The 22694-nt window shown below is 71.5% G+C and carries 24 protein-coding genes and 2 pseudogenes; 8 read left to right on the top strand and 18 right to left on the bottom strand.

Annotation, left to right across the window (positions count from 1 at the left end):
* Window positions 1–130 precede the first annotated feature (130 nt).
* Entirely contained in the window at window positions 131–568 is a 438-nt protein-coding gene (locus ACIBAI_RS26695) for a PPOX class F420-dependent oxidoreductase (RefSeq protein ID WP_399038116.1), read from the top strand.
* Between the two features lie 67 nt (window positions 569–635).
* Here ACIBAI_RS26695 and ACIBAI_RS26690 read toward each other — a convergent pair whose 3' ends face one another.
* Together ACIBAI_RS26690 and ACIBAI_RS26685 are read right to left on the bottom strand one after the other, a co-directional pair.
* Entirely contained in the window at window positions 636–1982 is a 1347-nt protein-coding gene (locus ACIBAI_RS26690; RefSeq protein ID WP_399038114.1) for an MFS transporter, read from the bottom strand.
* Between the two features lie 200 nt (window positions 1983–2182).
* Window positions 2183–2848, bottom strand: coding sequence for a TetR/AcrR family transcriptional regulator (locus ACIBAI_RS26685; RefSeq protein ID WP_344599827.1), 666 nt, complete (start codon window positions 2846–2848; stop codon window positions 2183–2185).
* 158 nt (window positions 2849–3006) lie between these two features.
* Between ACIBAI_RS26685 and ACIBAI_RS26680 the strand changes: the two genes are divergently transcribed.
* Window positions 3007–3882: a shikimate dehydrogenase gene (locus ACIBAI_RS26680; protein ID WP_399038111.1), complete on the top strand. Its 876-nt coding sequence runs from the start codon at window positions 3007–3009 to the stop codon at window positions 3880–3882.
* 39 nt (window positions 3883–3921) lie between these two features.
* Window positions 3922–5718 (top strand): bifunctional sugar phosphate isomerase/epimerase/4-hydroxyphenylpyruvate dioxygenase family protein, encoded by a 1797-nt coding sequence (locus ACIBAI_RS26675; RefSeq protein WP_399038109.1) that lies wholly within the window; start codon window positions 3922–3924, stop codon window positions 5716–5718.
* A gap of 1248 nt (window positions 5719–6966) precedes the next feature.
* On the opposite strand, the gene ACIBAI_RS26670 is transcribed toward ACIBAI_RS26675, so the two are convergent.
* The 7 genes and pseudogenes from ACIBAI_RS26670 to ACIBAI_RS26640 form a co-directional block, all read right to left on the bottom strand.
* The gene (locus tag ACIBAI_RS26670) at window positions 6967–7533 is read right to left on the bottom strand and encodes a phytanoyl-CoA dioxygenase family protein (protein ID WP_399038107.1); all 567 of its coding nucleotides are present in this window, start codon (window positions 7531–7533) and stop codon (window positions 6967–6969) included.
* 258 nt (window positions 7534–7791) lie between these two features.
* Window positions 7792–8325 (bottom strand): hypothetical protein, encoded by a 534-nt coding sequence (locus ACIBAI_RS26665; RefSeq protein WP_399038106.1) that lies wholly within the window; start codon window positions 8323–8325, stop codon window positions 7792–7794.
* Window positions 8280–9765 (bottom strand): annotated as a pseudogene (ccrA, locus tag ACIBAI_RS26660) (crotonyl-CoA carboxylase/reductase). Before ccrA ends, ACIBAI_RS26665 begins: the two are co-directional and overlap by 46 nt.
* A 59-nt stretch (window positions 9766–9824) precedes the next feature.
* Window positions 9825–10220: a DUF3037 domain-containing protein gene (locus ACIBAI_RS26655; RefSeq protein WP_399038104.1), complete on the bottom strand. Its 396-nt coding sequence runs from the start codon at window positions 10218–10220 to the stop codon at window positions 9825–9827.
* Entirely contained in the window at window positions 10217–10462 is a 246-nt protein-coding gene (locus ACIBAI_RS26650) for a hypothetical protein (protein ID WP_399038102.1), read from the bottom strand. The genes ACIBAI_RS26655 and ACIBAI_RS26650 overlap by 4 nt, the downstream gene beginning before the upstream one ends.
* A 201-nt stretch (window positions 10463–10663) precedes the next feature.
* Window positions 10664–10999 carry a HipA family kinase gene (locus ACIBAI_RS26645; protein WP_399038100.1) on the bottom strand — a complete coding sequence of 112 codons (336 nt, stop codon included), beginning with the start codon at window positions 10997–10999 and terminating at the stop codon, window positions 10664–10666.
* 40 nt (window positions 11000–11039) lie between these two features.
* Complete coding sequence (locus tag ACIBAI_RS26640) at window positions 11040–12263, bottom strand: cytochrome P450 (RefSeq protein ID WP_399038097.1); 1224 nt, start codon at window positions 12261–12263, stop codon at window positions 11040–11042.
* 149 nt (window positions 12264–12412) lie between these two features.
* Here ACIBAI_RS26640 and ACIBAI_RS26635 point away from each other — a divergent pair, with 149 nt between their 5' ends.
* From ACIBAI_RS26635 to ACIBAI_RS26620, 4 genes are all read left to right on the top strand, one after another.
* On the top strand, window positions 12413–13084 hold the full coding sequence (locus ACIBAI_RS26635) for a TetR/AcrR family transcriptional regulator (protein WP_399038142.1): 672 nt from the start codon (window positions 12413–12415) through the stop codon (window positions 13082–13084).
* A gap of 205 nt (window positions 13085–13289) precedes the next feature.
* Window positions 13290–14807 (top strand): MFS transporter, encoded by a 1518-nt coding sequence (locus tag ACIBAI_RS26630; RefSeq protein ID WP_399038094.1) that lies wholly within the window; start codon window positions 13290–13292, stop codon window positions 14805–14807.
* Between the two features lie 35 nt (window positions 14808–14842).
* Window positions 14843–15175: a DUF6204 family protein gene (locus ACIBAI_RS26625; protein ID WP_399038092.1), complete on the top strand. Its 333-nt coding sequence runs from the start codon at window positions 14843–14845 to the stop codon at window positions 15173–15175.
* Window positions 15172–15729 (top strand): DUF2087 domain-containing protein, encoded by a 558-nt coding sequence (locus tag ACIBAI_RS26620; RefSeq protein WP_399038091.1) that lies wholly within the window; start codon window positions 15172–15174, stop codon window positions 15727–15729. The genes ACIBAI_RS26625 and ACIBAI_RS26620 overlap by 4 nt, the downstream gene beginning before the upstream one ends.
* Here ACIBAI_RS26620 and ACIBAI_RS26615 read toward each other — a convergent pair.
* The 5 genes and pseudogenes from ACIBAI_RS26615 to ACIBAI_RS26595 all read right to left on the bottom strand — a co-directional run bounded on the left by ACIBAI_RS26615 (window position 15721) and on the right by ACIBAI_RS26595 (window position 18864).
* Window positions 15721–16741: pseudogene (locus tag ACIBAI_RS26615) on the bottom strand (acyltransferase domain-containing protein). The gene ACIBAI_RS26620 and the pseudogene ACIBAI_RS26615 overlap by 9 nt on opposite strands.
* A gap of 318 nt (window positions 16742–17059) precedes the next feature.
* On the bottom strand, window positions 17060–17929 hold the full coding sequence (locus tag ACIBAI_RS26610; protein WP_399038089.1) for a class I SAM-dependent methyltransferase: 870 nt from the start codon (window positions 17927–17929) through the stop codon (window positions 17060–17062).
* A gap of 67 nt (window positions 17930–17996) precedes the next feature.
* Entirely contained in the window at window positions 17997–18203 is a 207-nt protein-coding gene (locus ACIBAI_RS26605) for a hypothetical protein (RefSeq protein WP_399038087.1), read from the bottom strand.
* Window positions 18204–18214: 11 nt separating this feature from the next.
* A complete protein-coding gene (locus ACIBAI_RS26600; protein WP_399038085.1) occupies window positions 18215–18508 on the bottom strand; it encodes a nucleotide disphospho-sugar-binding domain-containing protein in 294 nt (97 codons plus the stop codon).
* On the bottom strand, window positions 18472–18864 hold the full coding sequence (locus tag ACIBAI_RS26595; RefSeq protein ID WP_399038083.1) for a hypothetical protein: 393 nt from the start codon (window positions 18862–18864) through the stop codon (window positions 18472–18474). The genes ACIBAI_RS26600 and ACIBAI_RS26595 overlap by 37 nt, the downstream gene beginning before the upstream one ends.
* 58 nt (window positions 18865–18922) lie before the next feature.
* On the opposite strand from ACIBAI_RS26595, the gene ACIBAI_RS26590 reads away from it, so the two are divergent.
* Window positions 18923–19429, top strand: a complete 507-nt coding sequence (locus ACIBAI_RS26590) for a hemerythrin domain-containing protein (protein WP_399038081.1) — start codon at window positions 18923–18925, stop codon at window positions 19427–19429.
* A 47-nt stretch (window positions 19430–19476) separates the two neighbouring features.
* On the opposite strand, the gene ACIBAI_RS26585 is transcribed toward ACIBAI_RS26590, so the two are convergent.
* The 4 genes from ACIBAI_RS26585 to ACIBAI_RS26570 form a co-directional block, all read right to left on the bottom strand.
* Entirely contained in the window at window positions 19477–19704 is a 228-nt protein-coding gene (locus ACIBAI_RS26585; RefSeq protein ID WP_399038079.1) for a hypothetical protein, read from the bottom strand.
* Window positions 19640–20104, bottom strand: a complete 465-nt coding sequence (locus ACIBAI_RS26580) for a class I SAM-dependent methyltransferase (RefSeq protein ID WP_399038077.1) — start codon at window positions 20102–20104, stop codon at window positions 19640–19642. The genes ACIBAI_RS26585 and ACIBAI_RS26580 overlap by 65 nt, the downstream gene beginning before the upstream one ends.
* A gap of 17 nt (window positions 20105–20121) precedes the next feature.
* Window positions 20122–20604 (bottom strand): hypothetical protein, encoded by a 483-nt coding sequence (locus ACIBAI_RS26575; protein ID WP_399038075.1) that lies wholly within the window; start codon window positions 20602–20604, stop codon window positions 20122–20124.
* A gap of 65 nt (window positions 20605–20669) precedes the next feature.
* Window positions 20670–22673, bottom strand: coding sequence for an acyltransferase domain-containing protein (locus tag ACIBAI_RS26570; RefSeq protein ID WP_399038073.1), 2004 nt, complete (start codon window positions 22671–22673; stop codon window positions 20670–20672).
* Between the last annotated feature and the right edge of the window lie 21 nt (window positions 22674–22694).

The following is a 22694-nucleotide window of genomic DNA, read 5'->3' as shown; positions in this document are numbered from 1 at the left end:
CAGACCTCATCGCGGCCGGGGAAACACCGGGGAACACGTGCACGGCCGCGATCTTCACGAGGACCGGCCATCCCGGTGAACGGCCCCCTCCGCGGGAATGGGCCGCCGGGCCCGGCCCGTTGACGCAGGCATGACTCAGGACGCCACGCAGGACGCACTGCTCCGGCTGCTCTCCGAGAGCCGCGGCGGGGTGCTCGTCACCCTCAAGCGCGACGGCCGCCCCCAGCTGTCGAACGTCACCCACGCCTACTACCCCGACGAGCGGATCATCCGCGTCTCGGTCACCGACGACCGCGCCAAGACCCGCAACCTGCGCCGGGACCCCCGCGCCTCGTACCACGTGACCACCCCCGACCGGTGGTCCTACGCGGTCGCCGAGGGCACGGCCGACCTCTCGCCGGTCGCCGCCGACCCGCACGACGCCACGGTCGAGGAGCTGATCCGCCTCTACCGCGACGTCCAGGGCGAGCACCCCGACTGGGACGACTACCGGGCCGCGATGGTCCGCGACCGCCGCCTCGTCCTGCGGCTGCGGGTGGAACGGGTCTACGGGGTCCCCCGGGGCTAGGACCCCTCCGGCGCGCCCCGGGGCCCCGCGGCCGGCACGGCTCACGGGGCCCGGACGGCGGGCGCGGTCAGGCCGGCGCCGTCTCCGGCCGCGCCGCCTTTGCCCGGTCCCGCTCGCCGAGCCGCTCGGTGGGCACCTCGTGGGTCTCGCGGGCGGAGAGCGCGGCGATCACCGGCGGGACGCACAGGGCCGCCGTGAACAGGGCCACCGCCGACCAGTCGTCGCCGCCGGGGCCGGCGATCCGGGCGGCGAAGGTGACCGCGAACCCGGCCACGGCGAAGCCGATCTGCGTGCCGATCGCCACCCCGGACAGCCGGACCCGGGTGGAGAACATCTCGCCGTAGAAGGCGGGCCACACCCCGTTCGCGGCGCTGTAGACGACACCGAAGGCGACGATGCCCAGGAGCAGGGTCAGCGGGTAGGAGCCGGTCGAGATCGCCCACAGGTACAGGAACATCGTCACCGCGCTGCCGGCGGCGCCGACCAGGAACACCGGGCGGCGGCCGATGCGGTCGGAGAGGGCGGCCCACAGCGGGATCGCGGCCAGCGCGACCAGGTTGGCCAGCGCGCCCACCCACAGCATCGAGGAGCGGGACATCCCCACCGAGTCGCCGGTCGCGTACGCCAGCGCCCACACCGTGAAGATCGTGCTGACCGAGGCGATGAGCGCGCCCGCGACCACCCGCAGCACGTCCGCCCAGTGCTCCCGCACCAGCACCACCAGCGGCAGCTTCACCACGCCCTCGCGCGAGGCCTGCTGCGCGAAGGCCGGGGTCTCGTCCAGGTTGCGGCGGATGGCGTAGCCGACGACGGCGACCGCGACGCTCAGCCAGAACGGGATCCGCCAGCCCCAGGACAGCAGCTGCTCCTCGGGGAGCGCGGCGATCGGGAGGAAGACCAGGGTGGCCAGCAGCTGGCCGCCCTGGGTGCCGCTGAGGGTGAAGCTGGTGAAGAAGCCGCGCCGGCCCGGCGGCGCGTGCTCCAGCGTCATGGAGTTGGCGCTGGCCTGCTCGCCCGCCGCCGAGACGCCCTGCAGCACCCGGCACAGCACCAGCAGCACCGGCGCGAGGGTGCCGACCTGGTCGCGCGTGGGCAGGCAGCCGATGAGGAACGTCGACAGGCCCATCAGGATCAGGGTGAACACCATGATCTTCTTGCGGCCCATCCGGTCGCCGTAGTGGCCGAGGAAGAACGCCCCGAGCGGCCGGGCGGCGTACGCGACGCCGAACGTGGCCAGGGACAGCAGGGTCGCGGTGGCCGGGTCCGACTCGTCGAAGAAGACCTCCGGGAAGATCAGGGCGGCCGCGCTGCCGTAGATGAAGAAGTCGTAGTACTCCAGGGCGCTGCCGATCCAGGCGGCGGTCGCGGCTTTCCTCGGCTGCCCGGGCGGGGCGTCGGGGGCGGGGACGGACACGGCGTGCTCCTTCGGGGGGAGTCCGGCGCAGGCGGACGGGGACGCGGGGGAGGGATGCCGGTTCCCTGGGGTGACGGGTCGGCCGTGCCGGGCGCGACCCGGCTAATTAACCCACTGGATAGTTAGTAGGGGTTGGGTAGGGATGTTGCGCCCACGTTTCCCGGGTGTCAAGGGGTCGTGCCGTGCGCGTGCGGTGCGGTTCAGTCCGCCGCGCGCTCCGCGGTCAGGTAGGCGATCACCATGTCGCCGAGCATGGCGCGGTAGTGCTCGCGCTGGGCGGGATCGACCAGGTCGCGGCCGAACAGGGCGCCGAAGGTGTGCCGGTTGGAGACCCGGAAGAAGCAGAACGCGCTGATCATCGCGTGCAGGTCGACGGCGTCGACGTCGGCCGTGAACAGCCCCGACCTGCGTCCCTCCGCCAGGATCCGGCGGATCACCTCCAGCGCCGGCGAGCCCATCCTCCCGAGCTCCTCCGAGGCCGCGATGTGCTCCGCCTCGTGGATGTTCTCGATGCTGACCAGGCGGATGAAGTCGGGGTGCTGCTCGTGGTGGTCGAAGGTCAGCTCCGCCAGGCGCCGGATGGCCGCCACCGGGTCCAGGTGCTCGACGTCGAGCTGCTGCTCGGCCTCGCGGATGACGCCGTACGCCCGCTCCAGCACGGCCGTGAACAGCTGCTCCTTGCCGCCGAAGTAGTAGTAGATCATCCGCTTCGTGGTGCGGGTGCGGGCGGCGATCTCGTCGACGCGGGCCCCGTCGTAGCCCGCCCGCGCGAACTCCCGGGTGGCCACGTCGAGGATCTCGGCCTTGGTGCGGGCGGCGTCACGGGTGCGCCCGCCTGGTCGTACCGGTTCGTCGACGCTGGTCATCGGATTCCTTCGGGCAAGGGGCCAGTGCCGGTGATTGTAGAAGCCCGGCTCCGCCGCCGTGCCGGGCGAGGGGGCCCGGAGGCTTCCCAAGGGCGGGGGCTTGCTGCTATGACTAACTCACTAGTTCGTACATAATCGAGCCGCTCTGGAGGTCCGCGGTGGCCAAGGACTCGTATCTCGTCGGCCTGATCGGTTCCGGCATCGGCCCGTCGCTCAGCCCGGCCCTGCACGAGCGGGAGGCCGACCGCCAGGGGCTGCGCTACCTGTACCGGCTGATCGACATCGACACCCTCGGCGTGCCGCCCGAGGCGGTGGGCGACCTGGTGCGCGCCGCCCGCGACCTGGGCTTCGACGGCCTGAACATCACCCACCCGTGCAAGCAGCTGGTCGTCGGGCACCTGGACGAGCTGGCCCCGCAGGCCGAGGCGCTGGGCGCGGTCAACACCGTGGTCTTCGACGGCGGCCGGGCGATCGGCCACAACACCGACGTCACCGGCTTCGCCGCCTCCTTCGCCCGCGGCCTGCCCGACGCACCGCTGGAGCGGGTGGTGCAGCTCGGCGCGGGCGGCGCGGGCGCGGCCGTCGCGCACGCCCTGCTCACCCTGGGCGCCGGGCGGATCACCGTCGTGGACGCGCTGCCCGAGCGGGCCGCCGCCCTCGCCGCGGCCCTGAACCGGCACTTCGGCACCGGCCGGGCGGCCTGCGCCGCCCCCGACGCGCTGCCGAAGCTGCTCACCGGGGCCGACGGCGTCGTCCACGCCACCCCCACCGGCATGGCCGCCCACCCCGGACTGCCCCTCGCGGCCGAGCTGCTGCACCCCGGGCTGTGGATCGCCGAGGTGGTCTACCGGCCGCTGGAGACCGAGCTGCTGCGCACCGCCCGCGCGCTGGGCTGCCCCGTCCTCGACGGCGGCGGCATGGCCGTCTTCCAGGCCGTGGACGCGTTCCGCCTGTTCACCGGGCGGGAACCGGACGCCGCGCGGATGCTCGCGGAGTTCGCCGGGCTGGCGGGCGCCGTGGGAAGCCCCCGGTAGCGCGGACCACGGCAGACGACCGCAGAGAAAGGCACCGACGTGCGCACGTCCATCGCCACCGTCTCCCTGAGCGGATCCCTCACCGAGAAGCTGACGGCCGCCGCCCGGGCCGGCTTCGACGGCGTGGAGATCTTCGAGAACGACCTGCTGGCCAGCCCCCTCACCCCCGAGGAGGTCCGCGCCCGCTGCGCCGACCTCGGCCTGACGATCGACCTCTACCAGCCGATGCGGGACGTCGAGGCCGTGCCCGCCGACGTGTTCGCCCGCAACCTGCGGCGCGCCCGGCACAAGTTCGAGCTGATGAACAGGCTCGGCGCCGACACGGTCCTGGTCTGCTCCAGCGTCGACCCGCTCGCCGTGGACGACGACGCGCTCGCCGCCGAGCAGCTGAGCCGGCTGGCCTGCCTGGCGCAGGACTTCGGCGTCCGCGTCGCCTACGAGGCGCTGGCCTGGGGCCGGCACGTCAGCACCTACGACCACGCCTGGCGGATCGTCGCCGCCGCCGGCCACCCCGCGCTCGGCACCTGCCTGGACAGCTTCCACATCCTCTCCCGCGGCTCGGACCCCCGGGGCATCGAGGACATCCCCGGCGAGAAGATCTTCTTCCTCCAGCTCGCCGACGCCCCGCTGCTCGCGATGGACGTGCTGCAGTGGAGCCGCCACTACCGCTGCTTCCCCGGACAGGGCGGCTTCGACGTGGCCGCCCTGGTGCGGCACGTCCTGCGCACCGGCTACGACGGCCCGCTCTCGCTGGAGGTCTTCAACGACGTCTTCCGGCAGGCCCCCGCCGCCCCGACGGCCGTGGACGCCCGGCGCTCCCTGCTGCTGCTCCAGGAGGCCGTCGGCGCGGCGACGCCGCCCGCGCCCGTGGTGCCCACCGGCGTCGCCTTCGCCGAGCTGGTCACGCCCGACGCCGCGCCCGTCTCCGCGCTGCTCGCCGCGCTGGGCTTCGCCCGCACCGCGCGGCACCGGGGCAAGCCCGTCGACCTGTGGCAGCAGGGCGAGGCCCGCGTCCTGGTCAACACCGGACCGGCCGTGTCCCGCGACGGCACCCGGCTCGCCGCCGTCGGCCTGGAGTCGCCCGACCCCGCGGGCGCCGCCCGCCGCGCCGAGGCCCTGCTCGCCCCCGTGCTGCCGCGCCGCCGCGGCCCCGAGGACGTCCCGCTCGACGCGGTCGCCGCCCCCGACGGCACGGAACTCTTCTTCTGCGCCACCGGCCGGCCCCGTCTGCCCGACTGGCGGGCCGACTTCGCCGACGTGCCGCACGACCCGCCGGGCGCGGCCGTGTCCCGGATCGACCACCTCGCCCTCACCCAGCCCTGGCACCACTTCGACGAGGCGGCCCTGTTCCACCGCAGCGTGCTCGGACTGCGCGCCCAGGAGAGCGTGGACCTCGCCGACCCCTACGGCCTGCAGCGCAGCCGCGCCGTCACCAACGCCGACGGCAGCGTCCGGATCGCCCTCGGCGTCGGCGCGGCGCCCGCCGACGACACCGTGCACGCCCAGCACGTCGCGCTGGCCACCGACGACGTGGTCGCCGCGGCCCGCCGCTTCCGCGCGGCCGGCGGCCGTCCGCTGCCGATCCCCGGGAACTACTACGACGACCTCGCCGCCCGGTACGAGTTCGCCGACGGGGAGCTGGAGACGTACCGCGAACTGGGCATCCTCTACGACCGGGACGCGCACGGCGCGTTCCGGCACTGCTACACCCACACCGTCGGCCGGGTCTTCTTCGAGCTGGTCCAGCGCGACGGCGGCTACCGCGGCTACGGCGCGCGGAACGCGCCCGTGCGGCTGGCGGCGCAGCACGCCGTGAAGGGGTTCACCGGCGGCTGACCGCCCCGGCACGCCCGCGGCGGCCGTGGGGGGCGGGGGGGGGCCCCCCGGCGCCCCCCCCGCGGGGGGGGGGGCGCCGGCCGCCCCCCCCCCCCCCGGGCCCCCCGGGCCGGGGGCGGGCGCCGCCCCCCCCCGCCCCGCCCCCCCCCGCCCCCCCCCCCCCCCCCCCACTTCTCTGGGCTTACTCAGTACAAGTAGTTTTATACGTAAGTAAGTTAAAGAGCCGGATCGCTCCGCGACCGGCTCAGGCCAGCTGACAAGATGTGACTGAGTGGAAACCGTGTTGGGTCCGCACAATCCTGACTATTAATCAGGTAATTGAATGACCCGGCTGGTTGAGAGGGAGGTCGGGTTGAAAGCCGCTCGGCGCGACTGCCTATGCTCGAACTCAGCTTACAGGCTTGGCCTGCTTCCTTGGAGAAGAAACTATGGAAGGCTCGAGTTTGAGTTCTTCCCCGTTGTTGGGTGAATGGCGACGGCTTTCCGTTCTGGTTGTGCTCAAGGCTGGTCGGCCGGGGTGATCCCGTGCCCCGAAGGTAGTCGGTGCGGGCGGTGGCCGCCCGCTGGGCGATCAGGTTCGGGCTCGGCACTGCCGCCGCCAGATGGCGCACTCCTAGTTTCTCGGAGGTGCGCAGTGTGAGGAGGGTCTTGTCGGTGCTGCAGGCCGAGGCGACGTGGCCGCGGGTGTGCGGGGGCGCAGGTGACGGACTGTGTTGGCGATGTCTTCCTGCTGGTCGGTACGCAAGGCCAGTCGAGTGGGGTGCTGGGTGTTTGCGGGGCTGGAGGGCGTCACGCGGGTCCTCGACGTATGGCGCAGGCAGGGCAGGTAGCCATTCTGGCTTGAGGAAGTAACTCCGTGCGCGTATTCCTGCGCTTCCGGGTTGGTTGTCCAGGGCAGGATTTCCCGGATGAGTTTCACCGCAGTGGACGCTGGTCCGGCCGAGTGAGTTCTTGCCTTGGCTGGTGGGGCAGCTGCGGGTTGGGATGCGGCTTCGTCTTCGCCGCTTGCTGCAGACGGTGTGTGCCTGAGTCGGGGGGCCGGCTGACCGTGTCAGTCGGCCTCACCGAGATCGAGCGCTGCGAGCTCCTGGTCATCTTCGGCGAGGCCGAACGGGCTGCCGCTCGCAACCTCCGCGACGTCACTGCCCGCATGGTCTTGGTCAACGTTGAAGGCGGTTGGCGGCTGGCGGGGGAAGTTCGTCAATCGGCGCGCTCGGTGAGCAGGGTGTGCGGGTTGCTGGATTCATATCAGCCGAGGAATGGAGGGCAGACGTCGTAGCCCAGCAGACGCTGCAACTCTTCGGGGTATTCGCGGATCACGTTCATCGGCACCGCGGGATACTGATTCTCCTCCTGTCGCAGGTTGCCGGCGATATACGACAGGGTCAGTCCGGTGCGCGGCTCGGTGGGCGCGTTACGCCCGCCGCCGTGATAGAGACCGCCGAGCCGGATTAGTGCGGATCCGGTCGGCATCTCGGCCGGTACCGCCTCGTCGCGCTGTGGTGCCCGCTCGTCGTCCCAGCGGTGGCTTCCCGGGATCGTCATGGTCGCGCCGTTCTCCGCGGTGAAATCGGTCATCGCGACCATGACCTGGACCCGGGTGGTAGGTGCGGGGTAGGGCCGCAGGTGGGAGGTATCGTCGCGGTGTAGCCACTGAGCATCCTCGTCGGGCCAGATCTGGATCATTTGGGTTGCGCTGACTTGGTTGTTGGGTGAGATGTTCACCTGCTGGCCGCTGAACCACATCGGCACGGGCTGCTGGATGAGTCGGCGGGCGGCGCCGAGGAACAAGGGGTGCAGGGCAACGGTGGTCATGTGCCGGCTACGGGCGAACAGCGAGGATATCCGTTTGGTCTTGTGGTCGGAGAAGTCATTGTCGCCGTAGCCGAATTTCTCCAGGGCGGGCGCAGGTCGGCCCAGAGTGCCTGTCGGGTTTCGGGGTTCAGGAATTCCTTCACGACGACTGCACCTTGTTGGTCAAGGAGATTGCAGACTTGGTCGGGATCGGCATCGCAGTGGACCGTGACGAGGTTTTTGTCGGTCATTTGTTTCCCTTCCATGAAGGTGTGCGGTTCAGGACGCGATGTCCTTGAGGCTCTGGGCGGGCTCGGCGTTCTCCCGCTTCAGGTCCGACAGCTCCCGCCCGAAGTACCGGTGCACTGCGGCCTGCTGGTGGATCGGGCGCGGCAGCTTTGGGTCGCGGGTGATCTGGCGGTGCGCAGATCGAAGACCTCCTTGATTGGCCTTCTGGATCCGCTCGACCGGCGCGCCGAACGTCTTGAACGGGCTGGCCGGGTGGGCCTTGTGGTGTCGGGCGCCGGCCAGGAGTTGTCGTAGAGCTGGAACAGGGGTGCGGCGGTGATCTGCCCGCCGTCGCCCTGCCGGACGGCGTACTCGTTCTCCGGGGTGGGCACGTCGTTCTTCCGGCGCATCCGGACCATGGTCGCGTGCCGCGCCGCGTGCGTGGACGGCGTCCTGCGGATGGGTCCACCGCTCGTGGTTTCCCGGGAACCAGATGGCCTGGGGCCGTCCTTGTTGGAGCAGGTTTGGTCTCGGCCACGTCATCGGCGCCGCGATGGGCCAGTCCTGGTTGTCCGGGTGTGACATGTGGAGGTCGCCCACGGTGTGGAGAGCGCCGTCGTGTACGGGCACGTGGTGTCTCCTGGTTCAGCGGGGATCGCCGGTCGTACGAGTTCCCGGTTTTGCGGCGGCTCCGTTTTCCGGAAGCGGTTGATCGCGTCGAGATGCTGGTCGCGCATCGCGGTGTCGCGGATGCCCAGCCCTTCGTGCGGTGCCAGGGCCAGCACGTCGACCTTGCCGATGTGCCGGTTGCGGTACACGTCGTCGACTGCCTGACCGGCGTGTTCCAGGGCGTATGTCCGGGAGAGGGTGGGGTGGATCCTTCCTTTGGTGATGAGGCGGTTGGATTCCCGTGCCTCCCGGTAGTTGGCGAAATGCGATCCGATGATCCGTTTGAGTGACGTCCACAGGTAGCGGTTGTCGTACTCGTGGCGGTAGCCGGAGGTGGATGCGCAGGTCACGATGGTGCCGCCCTTGCGGGTGACGTACACCGAGGCGCCGAAGGTGTCCCGGCCGGGATGTTCGAAGACGATGTCGGGATCCTCACCGCCGGTGAGTTCCCGGATCCGGCGGCCGAACCGTTTCCATTCCGCCGGGTCCTGGGTGTATTCGTCCTTCCGGAACGTGTAGCCCTCGTCGGAGCGGTCGATGACCGCGTCGGCGCCCATCGCCCGGCAGATGGCGGCCTTGGCCGGGCTGGACACCACGCAGATCGGGTTCGCGCCGCCGGCCAGCGCGGACTGCGTCGCGAACGCCCCACGCCGCCGGATGCGCCCCAGATGAGCACGTTGTCGCCCTGCTTCATCGCCGCGCCGTTGCGGGAAATCAGCTGCCGGTACGCGGTGGAGGCGACCAGACCGGGCGTGCTCGCCTCCTCCCATGTCAGGTGCGCCGGCTTGGGCATCAGCTGGTTCGCTTTGACCAGCGCCGGTTGGGCCAGGCCGCCGAAGTTGGTCTCGTACTCCCAGATGCGCTGGTCCGGGTCGAGCATCGTGTCGCTGTGCCCGTCGGGCGCCTCCAACTCGGCCGACAGGCAGTGCGCGACGACCTCGTCGCCGGGCTTCCATGCGAACACGCCGGGCCCGGTGCGCAGCACGACTCCGGAGAGGTCGGAGCCGATGACGTGGTAGGGCAGGTCGTGCCGCCGGGCCAGGGGTGAGCGGCGGCCGTACCGGGCCAGGAACGTGAAGGTCGCCAACGGTTCGAAGAGCGAGGACCACACGGTGTTGTAGTTGATCGAGCTGGCCATCACCGCCACCAGCGCCTCACCGGGTCCGACTTGGGGAACGGCGACCTCGTCGAGGTGCACCGACCGGCGCGGGTCACGGTCTGGGCCGCGACTCCGACGAACATCTCGATCTCGTCCGCGTGCAGGGTCACCGCGCGGTAGCTCTCCGGGACGGGCAGTGCGGCGAAGTCCTCCGGCCGGGTGTCCGGGTCGGGAACGGCGCTGATGATGTCCTGTATCTGTGTTCCTCCGTGTACGCGACTGCGGAAGCGGGGGGACCGGCGGGCCGCCGCCCGGGTCAGTGCACGAGCCGTCCCATCAGGCGCTTGAGCTCGGCGGCCGGATCGGTGGTGAGTCCGCCGTGCACGGGACTGGTCTGGATCACGGTGCTGCGGGGTGCGGTGAGCCAGCCGAAGCGCGCCCTGCGCGTGCCGGCCCCGGCGGGGCCGGCCTCGGGTCCGCCCGCGCACACCGCGCGGATGGTGTCCAGGGCGGCGGTGACCATGCCGATGTCGATGTCGGGGTCGAGCGCTCGAAGCCGGTCGGCGTCGATGTGGACCGCGGCGCCGGGGAAGTCCGCGCCGGGGCAGTGGAGCAGCGCCCCGACGTTGATCTGCTCGCTGCGGTCGACTCGTGGGACGGCGCGCAGCAGGGCGTAGTCGAAGCTGAGGACGGACGGCGTGGCGGTGGTCATGCGTCCTCCTCCGGCCACCACGCGCGGGAGCCGGCGCATCGGGTGAGCAGGTAGTCCACATAGCGCTGCCGCAGGTCGGCCGGGTCAGCGTCCTGTGGTACGGAGTTCATGCTCAGCAGGAAGCTGTCCGGGACCAGGGCGGTGATCTCGGTCAGCGCCTCGGCGGTCACCGTCTCGGCGAGTTCGGCGTCGAGTTTGGCGAGCACGGCCGGGTCGAGGGCGGCGACGAGGTCGGCGAGCACGTGCTGGGACAGGTCGTACCGGCGCTCGGCCCAGGCGGTGACGGCCGGCCAGGAGTGCTGGAACAGCAGTGCGGCACCGTGGTCGATGGCCCAGAGCTGGCGGTGCCAGATGATCAGGTTCGGGTTGGACCAGGTGCGGTCGACGTTGGCGGTCAGCGCGTCCAGCCAGTAGATCCTGGCGGCCTCCTCGGCGGGCGGCTCCTATCCGACACCGTCGTAACCGATCGGCCCGGGCAGGAAGTCCATGCCCAGGTTCTCGCCGGCGCTGGCCCGCAGCAGTTCCTGGATCTCCTGGTCGGGGTCGCGGCGCGTCATCTGCGGGTCGATGTCGACGGTGACGAGTTCGGGGACGCGGATGCCGAGGCGCCGGCCGAGCTCGCCGACGACGATCTCCGCGGCCAGGGCCGCGGTGCCCTGGCCGGCGCCACGGAACTTCACGACGTAGATGCCGTCGTTGTCGGCTTCTACCAAGCCGGGCAGCGATCCGCCCTCACGCAGAGGGGTCAGGTACTGCGTTCCTAATACTTTTTGCAACACAACTCGTCCTGCTGGTCGTTGTCGGGCATGGAAACGGTGGTCACACGAGCCGGACGGGCAGTCGTGTGACGGCTTTGAGGAAGCGCGGGCCGACGTCGTCGGGGTCGGCGGCCAGGCGCACCTCGGGGAAGCGCGCGAACAGCTTGTTGAGCGCGATCTCGGTCTCCGCCGTGGCCAGCGACGCCCCGGGGCAGAAGTGGTCGCCTGTGGCGAAGCTGAGCTGCGGGTTGTCGGCGCGGGTGACGTCGAGGACGCGCGGGTTGGTGAAGCGCTCGGGGTCGTTGTTGGCGGCGCCGGCCACGAGCTGGATCTGGCCGTCGTTGGGGATGGTCACCCCGTCGATCTCGATCGGCTCCGCGGCGAAACGCGGCAGGGCCATCTTGATCGGGCCGGAGTGGCGCATCAGCTCGCGTACCGCCCGGACGGTGTTCTCCGGCTGCGTCTTGACCAGCTCCAGCTGGTCGGGGTGGGTCAGGAGGTTGAAGAAGCTGAGCGAGATCGAGTGCCGGACCGTGTCGAGGCCGGCTTGCGCCAAGACCAGGACCAGGGCGATGAGTTCGGCCTCGTCGGGCTTCTTGGTCTCGTCGCTGACCTGGACCAGGTCGGAGATCAGGTCGTCGCCGGGCTGGGCGCGGCGCGCGCCTGTCAGCCGGATGACCGTGTCGACCATGCCGTGCAGCGCGGGCGGCAGGATCTCCGGGTCGGGGCGGACGAAGGTGGTGAACGCCTCGGACCACTTCAGCCACTGGTCGCGGTACTCGTCGTCGACGCCGAGGAGTTCGCAGATGAGCGTGGTGGAGATCGGGTGGGCGTATGCGGCGACGAGGTCCGTCTCGCCTTCGGGGGCCATCCGGTCGAGCAGCTGGTCCGCGAGCAACTCGATCCGGGGGCGCAGGGACTTGACGCGGCGCACCGAGAACGCCCGGTCGATCAGGGACCGCACGCGCCGGTGGTCCTGCGGCACCATCGTCATGATCGTCGAGTCGAAGTACTTGAGCAGTTCCTCGGGCACGCCGCGGCGGCGCATGCTGTCGAGGTGGACGCCCTGCGGCGGGTGGTTGCTGACCCGGCGATCGGCGAACAGGCTGCGGACCGCCTCGTAGCGGGTGACGACGTGGACGTCGTTGCCGTCGGAGAAGCGGCCCGGGCACACCGGTCGGGGTGCTCCTGTCCAGCGTTCCCCCGCCTCGCGGTCGGTCACGAAGTTGACGTCGGACAGGTCGAACTCGATGTCCGTCCCATCGCATGTTCCGGTCACCGGCATCCCCGTTCGCTAGCTTCACAGCGCTGATCCGGGTGTTGGCGGGGGCCGCTGGCGAGCGGTGCGGCACGCCCCGGGGTGAACCATGCACTATTCAGATACAGGACTGTATCGGAATGCGATACTGTATCTGAGTTCTCGGAAGGAGGCCGATCATCAGCAAACGACTCACCCGGCAGGAGAGCCGGGAGATCACGCGCCAGGAGCTGCTGCAGGCAGCTGCCGACCTGTTCGCCGAATGCGGCGTCAACGGCACCTCGGTCGAACAGATCGTGGAACGCGCCGGGTACACCCGGGGTGCCTTCTACGGCAACTTCGACGGCAAGCAACAGCTGATCCTGGCCCTCCTGGAGCAGCGCACCGAGCGCGAACTGGCCGAGGTGCAGGCACTCAGCGCCAACGCCGGCTCGTTCGAGGAGACGATCGAGCACCTGCGCACCTGGCACCGCGAGCGGGACAAGAACTTCGCGGGCTGGCTGGCCCTGCGCACCGAGCTGTGGCTCTACGGCATGCGCGATCCTGCAGTGCTGTCCGTGCTGGCCGACCGCGAGCGCCGCTCCCGCGAGGCGATGGCCCAGGCCCTCGCGCAGGGTTTCGCCGCCCGCTCGGTCACCCCGCCCGCGCCGGTGGAGCTGCTCGCCCTGATCGTGCACGCCCTGGACGACGGGCTTTCCATCCAGCGCGTGCTCTCGGCCGGCGAGAGCCCGGCCGGGGGCGTCATGGACGTGGTGGATCTGCTGATGCGGTCGTGGACCGCGCTGGCCCGGGCCGGAACCACCGAACCAACCGGTCCGCCCGCACCGGAGAGCGGCACCGCCCCCTGAGCCGTCGGCCGGTCCCCTCTCCCGGCCGCGCCATACCGAGGAACTGGAATACCCCCCATGAGCGAGGAAGCGAAGCCGACGACGGCGGAAGCGGCTCTCGGACCGCTCGTCGCCGCCGACGGTCCGGACCCCAAGCGCCGGCCGGCGCTGATCGTCCTGCTTGCCGCGACTTTCATGGACCTGCTCGACGTCAAACATCGTCACCGTGGCGATCCCGAGCATCCAGCAGGACCTCGGCGCCTCCTCGGCCGCCGTCCAGGCGCTGAACGTCGGTTACACCCTGTCCTTCGCGGTCACGCTGATCACCGGCGGCCGTCTCGGCGACATCTTCGGCCGCAAACGGGCCTTCCTGGCCGGCGTCGCCGGCTTCGTCGTGGCCTCGGCCCTGTGCGCCTTCGCCCCCAGCGCCGAAGTCCTGGTGGCGTCCCGGGTGCTGCAGGGCATCGCCGCCGCGATCATGGTGCCGCAGGTCCTGGCAATCGTCTACGTGACCTTCCCGGCGGAGGAGATCGGCCGGGTCGTCAGCCTGTACGCCAGCGTGATCGGCTTGGCCGTCGTCGCCGGACCGCTGCTGGGCGGCGTGCTGGTCTCCTGGGATCCGGGCGGCCTGGGATGGCGGACCGTCTTCGTGGTCAACCTGCCGTTCGGCGTGGCCGCCCTGATCGCCGGCGCGATGTGGATGCGCGAGTCGAAGTCGCCCCGTGCCACCCGGCTGGACCTGGTCGGCATGGTGCTGGTGACCACCGGCCTGCTGTTGCTGCTGCTGCCCCTGCTGCGCGGCCGCGAACTCGGCTGGCCGGCCTGGAGCATCGCCTCGCTGATGGCCTCCGTGCCGGTCCTCGTGGCGTTCGTGTACCACGAGCGGTACAAGACCGCCAAGGACGGGTCGCCCCTGGTCGTCCTCTCCCTCTTCAGGATCCGGACCTTCGGTGCCGGGGTCGGCGCGCAGCTGCTGTTCAGCTGCATCCCGGCCGGCTTCTTCCTCAGCTGGACGCTCCACCTGCAAGGCGGTCTCGGCTGGTCGGCGCTGCACACCGGTCTTACCGCGATCCCGTTCTCGCTGGGTGTCCCGATCGCCGGCAACCTCGCCGTCCGCAAGCTGTTCCCCCTCTACGGGCGCAACTGCCTGTTCGCCGGGGCGCTGCTGATGACGGCCGGGCTTCTGCTGTACGCGTGGATCGCCGGCCTGGCCGGCGAATCGATCACCTCCTGGCACGCCGTCGTCCCGATGCTGCTGCTCGGCTCCGGGACGGGCATGCTGCTGGCCCCGCTGACCGGCATGACCCTGAACGACGTCGAGCCGCGGGAGGCGGGCGCGGCGTCCGGCCTGATCAACGCGGCCGGTCAGCTCGGCGCCGCCCTCGGCGTGGCCGTCATCGGCGCGGTCTTCTTCTCCGGCCTCGCCACCAACGCGGGGACGCAGGCCGACCGGGTGCTGCCGAACGTCCCGGCCGTCGCCTCGCAGCAGGACGCAATCCGCGCCTGCGCCGTCGACGCCCACGACCAGGCCGGCCTCACCGCCGTGCCCGACACCTGCCGCGCCCTCGGCACCGATGACCCCGCCCAGCAGACCGCGATCGGAAACGCCCTGGCCGACATCAGCTCCGGGACGTTCACCGCCACCTTCAGCGAAGCCCTCCACTGGGCGTCCGCAGGCCTGGCCGCGGTGGTCTTCCTGCTGTTCCTGCTGCCGCGGCGACCGCAGCGCCCGGGAGTGTCCTGACCGTCCCCGCCCCCCGACACCTGAGGAGCACCACCGTGCCCCGCAAGAACTACCAGATCATCGTCTACGGCAAATTCGCGCCGCTCGACGACGACCAGCGCGCCAAGCTGCTGGCCGTGGCCGACAAGCACGACCTGTTCCAGTCCAAGTTCACCGAGGAGGGCACCGTCACCTACGAGCGGACCCTGCTCACCTTCACCTTCCGCTGTGTCGTGAAGGCCGACGCCGAGGACAGGATCGACGAGGTCGTCGCCGGGGCCGAGGAACTGGCCACGACCGCCGTCCGGGACCTCGGCGCCGATGTGCGCGATCTGCGGTCCGTCTGCACCGACCTGGAGACCATCAAGATCAAGCGGCGGGGACGATGACGCCCGAGACATTCACCGTTCTCCTTTCCGACTCCGCTCTGCGGCGGGTTTTCTCGGCCATCGCCCTGGGCGCGTCGACGTCCGCGCAGATCCTCGCCACGACCGGGCTCGCCGCCCCGGAGGCCGCCCCGGCGATCGGCCGGCTGCTGCGCGAGGGACTGGTCGTCGCCAGGAGCCGGGGCCGGCTGGCCGTCGACGAGGCCGCCCTGGCCACCGCGGCCGAGACCGCCGGCCTGCGCCTGCAGGAGCAGGCGCAGGCCGAACAGCCCGATCCCGCGCTGCGCGGCTATGTCCGCGGCACTGTGCTGCTCCGGCTGCCGGAGGACGACAACGAGACCCGGCGGGCCGTGCTGGACCACGTCGCGGCGACGACCTTCGAGGCCGACCGGGAGTACGACGAGCGCACCCTGACCGATCTGCTGCGGCCGTGGTGCGAGGGCACCACCGTGGACCCGGTCTCGCTGCGGCGGTTCCTGGTCGACGACGGCTTCCTGCACCGCGAGTCGGGCGCCTACCGGCTCGTCTCCCTCGTCGGGCCAGGCCAGTCATCCTGAACCCGCCGCACCCGGCGAGGGCCGCGGGCACCGGACGGCCGCCAGGACGGCGGCCCGGCAGGGCGTGAGCGCCGGCCCCGGCGGGGCGGACGTCGGCCAGTGCGGGTCGCGGCCGTAGGTGAAGAGCGTGCCGAGCGACGACAGCATGGCCCGGCGTTCGGTCCGCCGGCGGCCGGAGGGCAGCACCTCCCCCGGCCGTCCGGCGCTCTCCAGCGTCTGCCGCAGGCTGCTGAGCAGCACCGGATGGGTGCTGACCTCGACGAAGATCTCGTGGCCGTCCTCGGCCAGCCGGCCGGCGGTGGCGGCGAACCGGACCGGCTCGCGCAGGTTGCGCATCCAGTACGCCGGCCCGAGCCCGGTGCCGGGCACCGGCGCCGCGGTCACGGTCGAGCAGATCGGCACCCGTGACGGCACCGGGCTCAGCGAGCGCAGCGCCGTAGCCAGGTCGTCGCGCAGTTCGTCGGCGTAGTGACTGTGCGAGGCGACCGTGCCCCGCACCATCCGGCAGCAGACGCCGCGCCGGTCGAGGTCCTCGACCACAGCGGTCAGCGTGGCGGTGTCCCCGGCCGGCACGGTCGAACGGGGACTGTTCTCCCCGGCGACGCAGATACGGCCTCCGCCGGAGGCGGCCAGGGCGTGCGCGGCCTGGGGCGACAGCTCGGTGGTGGCCGGCGCACCCCGGCCGGCGATGCGCCGCAGCAGAGCGCTGCGGCGGCATGCGATCAGCAGGGCGTCGTCGAGACCGAGCGCTCCGGCCGCGTACCCGGCGGAGATCTCGCCCATGCTGTGCCCGGTCACCGCGTCCGGCTCCACGTGCCAGCTGCGCCACAGGGCCACCAGGGCGATCTGCAACGACACCATCGTCGGCTGCAGCACGTCGATCTCACCGAGCCGCGATGCCGCCGGGCCGGCCCGCAGCTGCTGGATCACCGAGAAGCCGGCCAGCTCACGTACCCGTTCGCCGCAGCGCCGCGCGGAACACCGGCTCGGTGGCCAGCAGCTCCCGGCCCATGCCGTCCCACTGAGCGCCCTGACCGGCGAAGACGAACACCAGGCCCGGCCGGTGGGACAGCGCCGGAGCCGACGCCTGGTCGGCCCGCCCCAGCAGCAGCTCGTCCAGGCCCGCGGCGAGGTCGTCGTAGGACTCGGCGGTGACAGCGGCCCGGTGCGCCAGGCCGACCGTCCCGGCTGCCGTGTCGTGGCAGTACCGGGCCGGCGAGGGCAGGCCCCGGCCGGCCCGGATCCGGCCGGCGTGCCCGCGGATCGCGGCGAGCAGGCCGTCCTCGGTCTCGGCGGCGACGGCGAACAGCCGTACGGTCACGTCTCCCCCTCACACCCGGACGGCGACCTGGTGCCGGTGGCTGTCCATCGGCAGACCGCTCATCCACGGCACGAGACCCAGCCGGCCGAGCACCTTGATCGAGGCGGGCGGCCGGTAGCCGGCGAACATGCCGCCGAACATGCCGCCGAACATCAGGATCCGACCGTGCGTGGCGACCGCGCGCACCAGCGGGTTCATCCGCCGCCGGTCCAGCGTGCGGCGGAAGCGGCTGCCCGGGGCCATCCGGCGGCGCACCGCGGCGCGGACCTCGCCGGAGACGCCGTGATCGCCGATCCACTTCAGCTGGGGCATCTTGCCGGTGAGCCCGCGCATCGTCCGCAGCCGCTGACGGGTGAACACGTCGATGTGCGACAGCGTCCCGCCCGGACGCAGCACCCGCGCGGCCTCGTGCAGGAAACGGCCCGGATCGGGGTACGTGTGCGAGCTCTCGATGTTGATCAGCACATCCACCGAGGAGTCCTCGAACGGCAGCTTCTCGGCATCGCCATGAACGAAGCGCAGGCTCTCGCCCCGCGCCAGGGTGGCCTCGGCCCGGGCGATCGCCTTCGGCGACAGGTCCAGGCCGGTCATCCGGGCGCCGGGAACGAGCCGGGACAGGAAGTTGAGCCCCTCGCCCGTCCCGCAGCCCACCTCGAGGACCGCCCGGCCGGCGCACCCGTCCAAGCCGTCCGGAAGATCGCGCAGGGCCAGGCAGTAGAGCTGCTCGCTGAAACCGTCGGTGCCGAACTCGGTGAACCCGGGCAGCCGGGCCTCGATCCCGGCTGCCAGATCAGGGTCGTACATCCCCCAGTTCCACAGCTCGCCACGACCGGACAGGATGGCCGCCATGTCGTAGACGGAGGAACTGGCCGACTTCATCCCGGCGGCCTTCCCCCCTGCCGCTGCGGCAGGGGGCAGTACGTCAACGGGCATGGGCGCGAGGTGTTCAGCCGATCAGTGACTCCACCGTCTGAAGGATGCGGGTCGGACCCGGCAGAGCCGCGGACTCGGCGGCCAGCTCACGCGCACTGTCGCCGGACACAGGCTTCCCCATCAGGTCCGCGACCGCTTCGGCGGCGCCGTCCTCCTCACGCAGCAGCACGGCGACGCCTGCGTCGACGAGCCGCTCGCAGGCGGCCAGCACCTTCGGCATCGTCGGTACGATCACCTGCGGCACCCCGGCGCCGACCGCTGTGAGTGCCGTCTGCCCCCCCCTCCGGAGTGCACCAGCACGTCACAGGTGTCCAGCACGGTGTCCAGCGGGAGCCAGCCGGCGCGTACCCCGGGTCGCCGCGCGGTCAGACGCTGGGCGACGTCTTCGGGAGCCGCCACCACCACCTCGGCGTCGAGCGCCGTGATCCGTGCCGTCAGCGCGTCGAGGAAGCCGATCTCGGCGTCCTGCCGGACGCGGCTGCCCGCCGTCACGCACACCCGCGGACGCTCCGGACGGACCAGCATCCAGGTCTCCAGCGCCCGCTGCCGCCCGGCCGGGACGTAGCGCATCGTAGGCCCGAGAGCTCCGGGGCGAGCAGCCGGCGCGGACCGAGGTGGACGCGCAGAGCGGGCTCCGCGAGCGCGTCCGCCCCCAGTTCCGGCGCGAGTTCCTCGACCGCGCCGTGGTCCATCTCGGCCGGCTCGCCCAGATCCCAGGCTTGCCGCACCCCGGGAATGCCCAGCCGCGCGGCCAGCAGCGGCGCGGCGAACGACAGCGTTCCCCCGATCACCACGTCCGGCCGCCAGACGGCGGCCAGCGCCGACAGCGACGGCAGGCTGTGGGCGGCGAGTCTGCCGAAGCCCCGGCCGCCGAATCGCATGCGTTCGGCCGGTTCCGTCGGCAGGTCCAGCGGAGGGGCGCCTGTAGCCTTGCGGACCGTGACAGACAGCAGCGGACCGCACGCCCGGTTAAGGGCACTCAGCAGTGAACTGATCAGCATCCACCAGTGGTTGAGGGACGAACTGGCCCGGCTCAAGCGGGAGGTGGCCGCTCATCTCGACGGCCGGGGCGAGCGTCCGACGGAGCTGCGGGCGCACTGCGCCGCCTTCTGCTCCGCCCTGACCGACCACCACACCGGCGAGGACAACGGAGCCTTTCCGGAACTGGCCCGGAGCCATCCTGATCTGCGCCCGGTGATCGACAAACTGATGCAGGACCACCAGATGGTCAGCACGCTGGTGCAGTCCCTCCAGCGCCTGGTCACAGGGCTCCCGGAGAAGCCGTCCCCGAAGGAGGCCCGGCGGATCAGCTCCGAGCTGGACGGCCTGGCGGCCATCCTGGAGTCGCACTTCGTCTTCGAGGAACGGCGCATCACCGACGCCCTCGACGCCCTGCCACCGGAGGCCGGAAGCACCGAGAAGCTGCTCGGCCTGAGCGCACCGTGACAGGCTCCGGCACAGCATCCGCGCGCCCTGTCCGGTTCGGGTGACGTTCACTCGTCCCGGCCGGACAGGCCCTCGCCCCAGTCCACGGCGGACATCTCCGCATGGCTCATCAGTTGGCGCGGGATCCACGACGGGCTGGGGCCCTCCGCATTGACCCCCTTCTCCACGAACGCCAGGCTTCGGTAGAAGTGCGTGCCGACCACCGCGCCGTCAGCGGGCCGCTGCCGCTGTGCCCCGTCGTCCGCCATCTCCTCGTAGTGCAGTCCGTCCAGCAACTGCTTCAGGTACCCCATGCTGGTCGCCGGGTCGTCGAGCCCGGCTGGAGCTGCCTCCGTAGCCCGGCCAGTACGAGGTCTGCAGGTCCTCCACGATGTACATGCCGCCGTTGCGCACGTACGGGAAGAGGGTCCAAAACGCGGTGATGACGTCGGTGTTGTTGTGCGAACCGTCGTCGATCACCATGTCGAACGGGCCGAGTTCGTCACCGAGTGAGGTCAGGAACGCGGCGTCCGGCAGGTCGCCCTGAATGGTGTGGATGCGCTGCTCCCGCAGCGGTGTCTTGTCGAACAAGTCCACGCCGTACAGCACAGCCCTGGGGAAGAAGCGCTTCCACATCCGCAGTGAGCCGCCTCCAAGAGCGGGGTCGCCGAAGCCGCCGATGCCCAGCTCCAGCACGGTCGGCGGCCGGTCCCTCAACGGGCCGAAGTGCCGTGCGGAGTGCAGAAGTGCAGGCCCCATTTGTCCGAGCCGCCCCGCAGCGACAGGTCGGCCAGGTCCGGGCAGTCCCCGGTGGCTGCGCGGACCAGCCGCCGGACCACGGGGAAGACGTGCATCGACGTGCCCAGCCGTTCGGGCACCTCCAGATCGTGCCAGACGATGCGGACGGTCCGCTCGCTGATGCCGCCCCACGGACCCAGTACCGCGCGCACCAGGTCGACGAGTTCAGCGGACACGGTGGCGTGCGGCCGGCCGTCGGGTACGGACGAGTGTTCCGTCGTCTTCCCCGCCCTGATGTGGCGTTCCACCGTTTCCGAGCCGAAGCGCAGGGCGAGCCGCACGGCGATCGGGGATTCGTCCAGCTCCGGGACCTCGTGCAGGCCGGCCCGCAGGACGAGTTCGTCCGCCAGCAGTTCAGCGGTGCGACCCGGGCCGAGCTGTTCGATGGCCGCCCGCACCACATGCTCGGGACCCTACGCGGCCAGGATCAGGGTCTGGATGTCTTGGTGTGCCGGATGTGTTGTCACGCCGCCCGAGCCTGCAGGATCCGCCTCGGCGTGCGCTCGCGGCCGGCTCGAACACCGGCCCGCTCGTTCCACCCGGCTTCGAATGGCGTGCAGGCGGGCGCTGCCACAGTGTCGATCGGCCCGGCGCGGCGAAGACCACCGGCCGCGTTCTCTCCACGCCCCTTCCGTGGCGTGAGGTGCCCCATGCCTGCCCGACTCACCCGTAGACGCCTCCTCGGACTGGGCGCCGCGATCGCCGGCGGCATCGCAGTCGACTCCGCGGCGCTCGTTCCGGCGGCCGCACAGGGCCACGGCCGGCTGCCGGACATCCTGGCGCTGCCGGACGGCTTCCACCCGAACGGCATCGCCATCGGCAGGCGCCCGAACTCCTGCGCGGCCTGCGCCATGTAGCGGCTGTGGAAGGGGGCGCTGACGTTGAGCGGGGCACAGCGGGCGCCCTTGTCCCTGAACAGCGCGAGCGCACGGTTGACGGCGTCGGCCGGGCCCGCGATGACGGTCTGGGTGGGCGCGTTGCAGTTGGCGATGTCCAGTCCGGACAGCTCGCTGTCGCGCAGCACCTCCCGGACCAGGTCGGCGTCGACGGCCGAGACCGCCGCCATCGTGCCGCCGGTGACCTGTCCCATCAGCCGGCCGCGTTCGGCGACCAGGCGCAGCCCGGTCTCGAAGCCGTACACGCCCGCGGCGAACAGAGCGGCGAACTCGCCGAGGCCGTGCCCGAGCAGGTAGTCGGGCAGGCGGCCGCCCTCCTGCAGGGCGGCCGGCCAGGTGAGGGCGTCGACCACGTACAGGGCGGGCTGGGTGTACCGGGTGTCGCGCAGGTCGCGGCCCGGGTCCTCCAGGCACAGCCCACGGATCGAGTACCCCAGGACGGCGTCGGCCCGTTCGACCAGCTCGGGGAACCGATCGAACAGGTCTCGGCCCATTCCCTCGGCCTGAGCGCCCTGGCCGGGGAAGACGTCGACGTCGAAGCCGTCGCCCGGGGTGGCGGGGGCGGCCGCGGGCGTCTCAACGGTCATGGCTGTCACCTCGGTTCGTCGAGTCGGCGCGGCGATGGCCGAGCGGGTGTCGAGCACCGCCTGGTACAGCACCTCGTCCCGGGCGAACGGAAAGAGCAGCGGCAGTACCCGGGACCGGCTGCCCCGGGGAAGCCGCGCCCGCACCAGGTCGGCCATCGACCCGGACGGGCCCAGATCCAGGAAGAGCAGATCGTCGCGGGCCAGCAGCGGTTCGAGGGCGCGTGACAGGTCGAACGGCTCGCGCAGGACCTGCCAGAAGTGGTCCGGGTCGCGGTGGTGCACCTCGGCACCGGTCGTTCCGCAGATCAGCGGGATCGTGGCCGGTCGCGGGGTGAGAGCGCCCACGAGCTTCGTGAACGCGCCGCGCACGCCGTCGATCAGCGGCGAGTGGAACGGGAACAGCACCGGCAGCCGTCGGCAGAGCACACCCGAGGCGGTCAAGTGGCGCTCGATGGCGTCGAGCCGGTCGGCCGGGCCCGCGAGCACGAAGTCGTCCGGCGCGTTGATCGCGGCCAGATGTGCTCCGGCCAGCGCGGGATCGCGGTCGACGAGAGCGGCGTCGGCGAGGACCGCCAGCATCCCGCCACGCGGGCACTGCGCCTCGAAGAGCGCCACTTGGTCCAGCAGCGAGCGCAGGCACTCCTCGGGGTCGAACATGCCGGCCACCGTGGCGGCGACGACCTCGCCCAGGCCGGCGCCGAGCACCAGCTCCGGCTCGAAACCACGGGCGCGCAGCATACGGGCCAGCGCGCACCCGACCATGAAGACGGCGGGCTGGGTGAACGACAGGCGGGTCATCGGCAGCTCCGCGCCGTGGCCGTCGCCGTGGACCGCGGCGACGACCGAGTCGCCCCGGACATCGCGCACCACCGCGTCCAGAAAGTCCAGAGCATCACGGAGGACCGGGTCGGCGCCGCAGAGCCACCGGCCCATGCCGTGGTACCGGGAGCCCTGACCGGCGAAGAGGAAAACCGGTGTCAGCATGATGAGAGGTCCTGTCCGGTC

The sequence above is a fragment of the Streptomyces sp. NPDC051041 genome (genome assembly GCF_044456065.1).
In the GTDB taxonomy this organism is placed as follows: Bacteria; Actinomycetota; Actinomycetes; order Streptomycetales; family Streptomycetaceae; genus Streptomyces; species Streptomyces glaucus.
This window is presented reverse-complemented; position numbering and strand designations above follow the sequence as displayed.

Bases quoted from the DNA above. Each gene is read 5' to 3' on its own strand.
- ACIBAI_RS26640 (WP_399038097.1), bottom strand. From the start codon at position 12,263: ATGCCGGTGACCGGAACATGCGATGGGACGGACATCGAGTTCGACCTG.
- ACIBAI_RS26695 (WP_399038116.1), top strand. From the start codon at position 131: ATGACTCAGGACGCCACGCAGGACGCACTGCTCCGGCTGCTCTCCGAG.
- ACIBAI_RS26620 (WP_399038091.1), top strand. From the start codon at position 15,172: ATGACGCCCGAGACATTCACCGTTCTCCTTTCCGACTCCGCTCTGCGG.
- ACIBAI_RS26685 (WP_344599827.1), bottom strand. From the start codon at position 2,848: ATGACCAGCGTCGACGAACCGGTACGACCAGGCGGGCGCACCCGTGAC.
- ACIBAI_RS26600 (WP_399038085.1), bottom strand. From the start codon at position 18,508: ATGCTGGTCCGTCCGGAGCGTCCGCGGGTGTGCGTGACGGCGGGCAGC.
- ACIBAI_RS26595 (WP_399038083.1), bottom strand. From the start codon at position 18,864: ATGCGATTCGGCGGCCGGGGCTTCGGCAGACTCGCCGCCCACAGCCTG.
- ACIBAI_RS26570 (WP_399038073.1), bottom strand. From the start codon at position 22,673: ATGCTGACACCGGTTTTCCTCTTCGCCGGTCAGGGCTCCCGGTACCAC.
- ACIBAI_RS26670 (WP_399038107.1), bottom strand. From the start codon at position 7,533: ATGACCACCGTTGCCCTGCACCCCTTGTTCCTCGGCGCCGCCCGCCGA.
- ACIBAI_RS26610 (WP_399038089.1), bottom strand. From the start codon at position 17,929: ATGAAGTCGGCCAGTTCCTCCGTCTACGACATGGCGGCCATCCTGTCC.
- ACIBAI_RS26605 (WP_399038087.1), bottom strand. From the start codon at position 18,203: ATGCCGAAGGTGCTGGCCGCCTGCGAGCGGCTCGTCGACGCAGGCGTC.
- ACIBAI_RS26665 (WP_399038106.1), bottom strand. From the start codon at position 8,325: ATGTCACACCCGGACAACCAGGACTGGCCCATCGCGGCGCCGATGACG.
- ACIBAI_RS26655 (WP_399038104.1), bottom strand. From the start codon at position 10,220: ATGACCACCGCCACGCCGTCCGTCCTCAGCTTCGACTACGCCCTGCTG.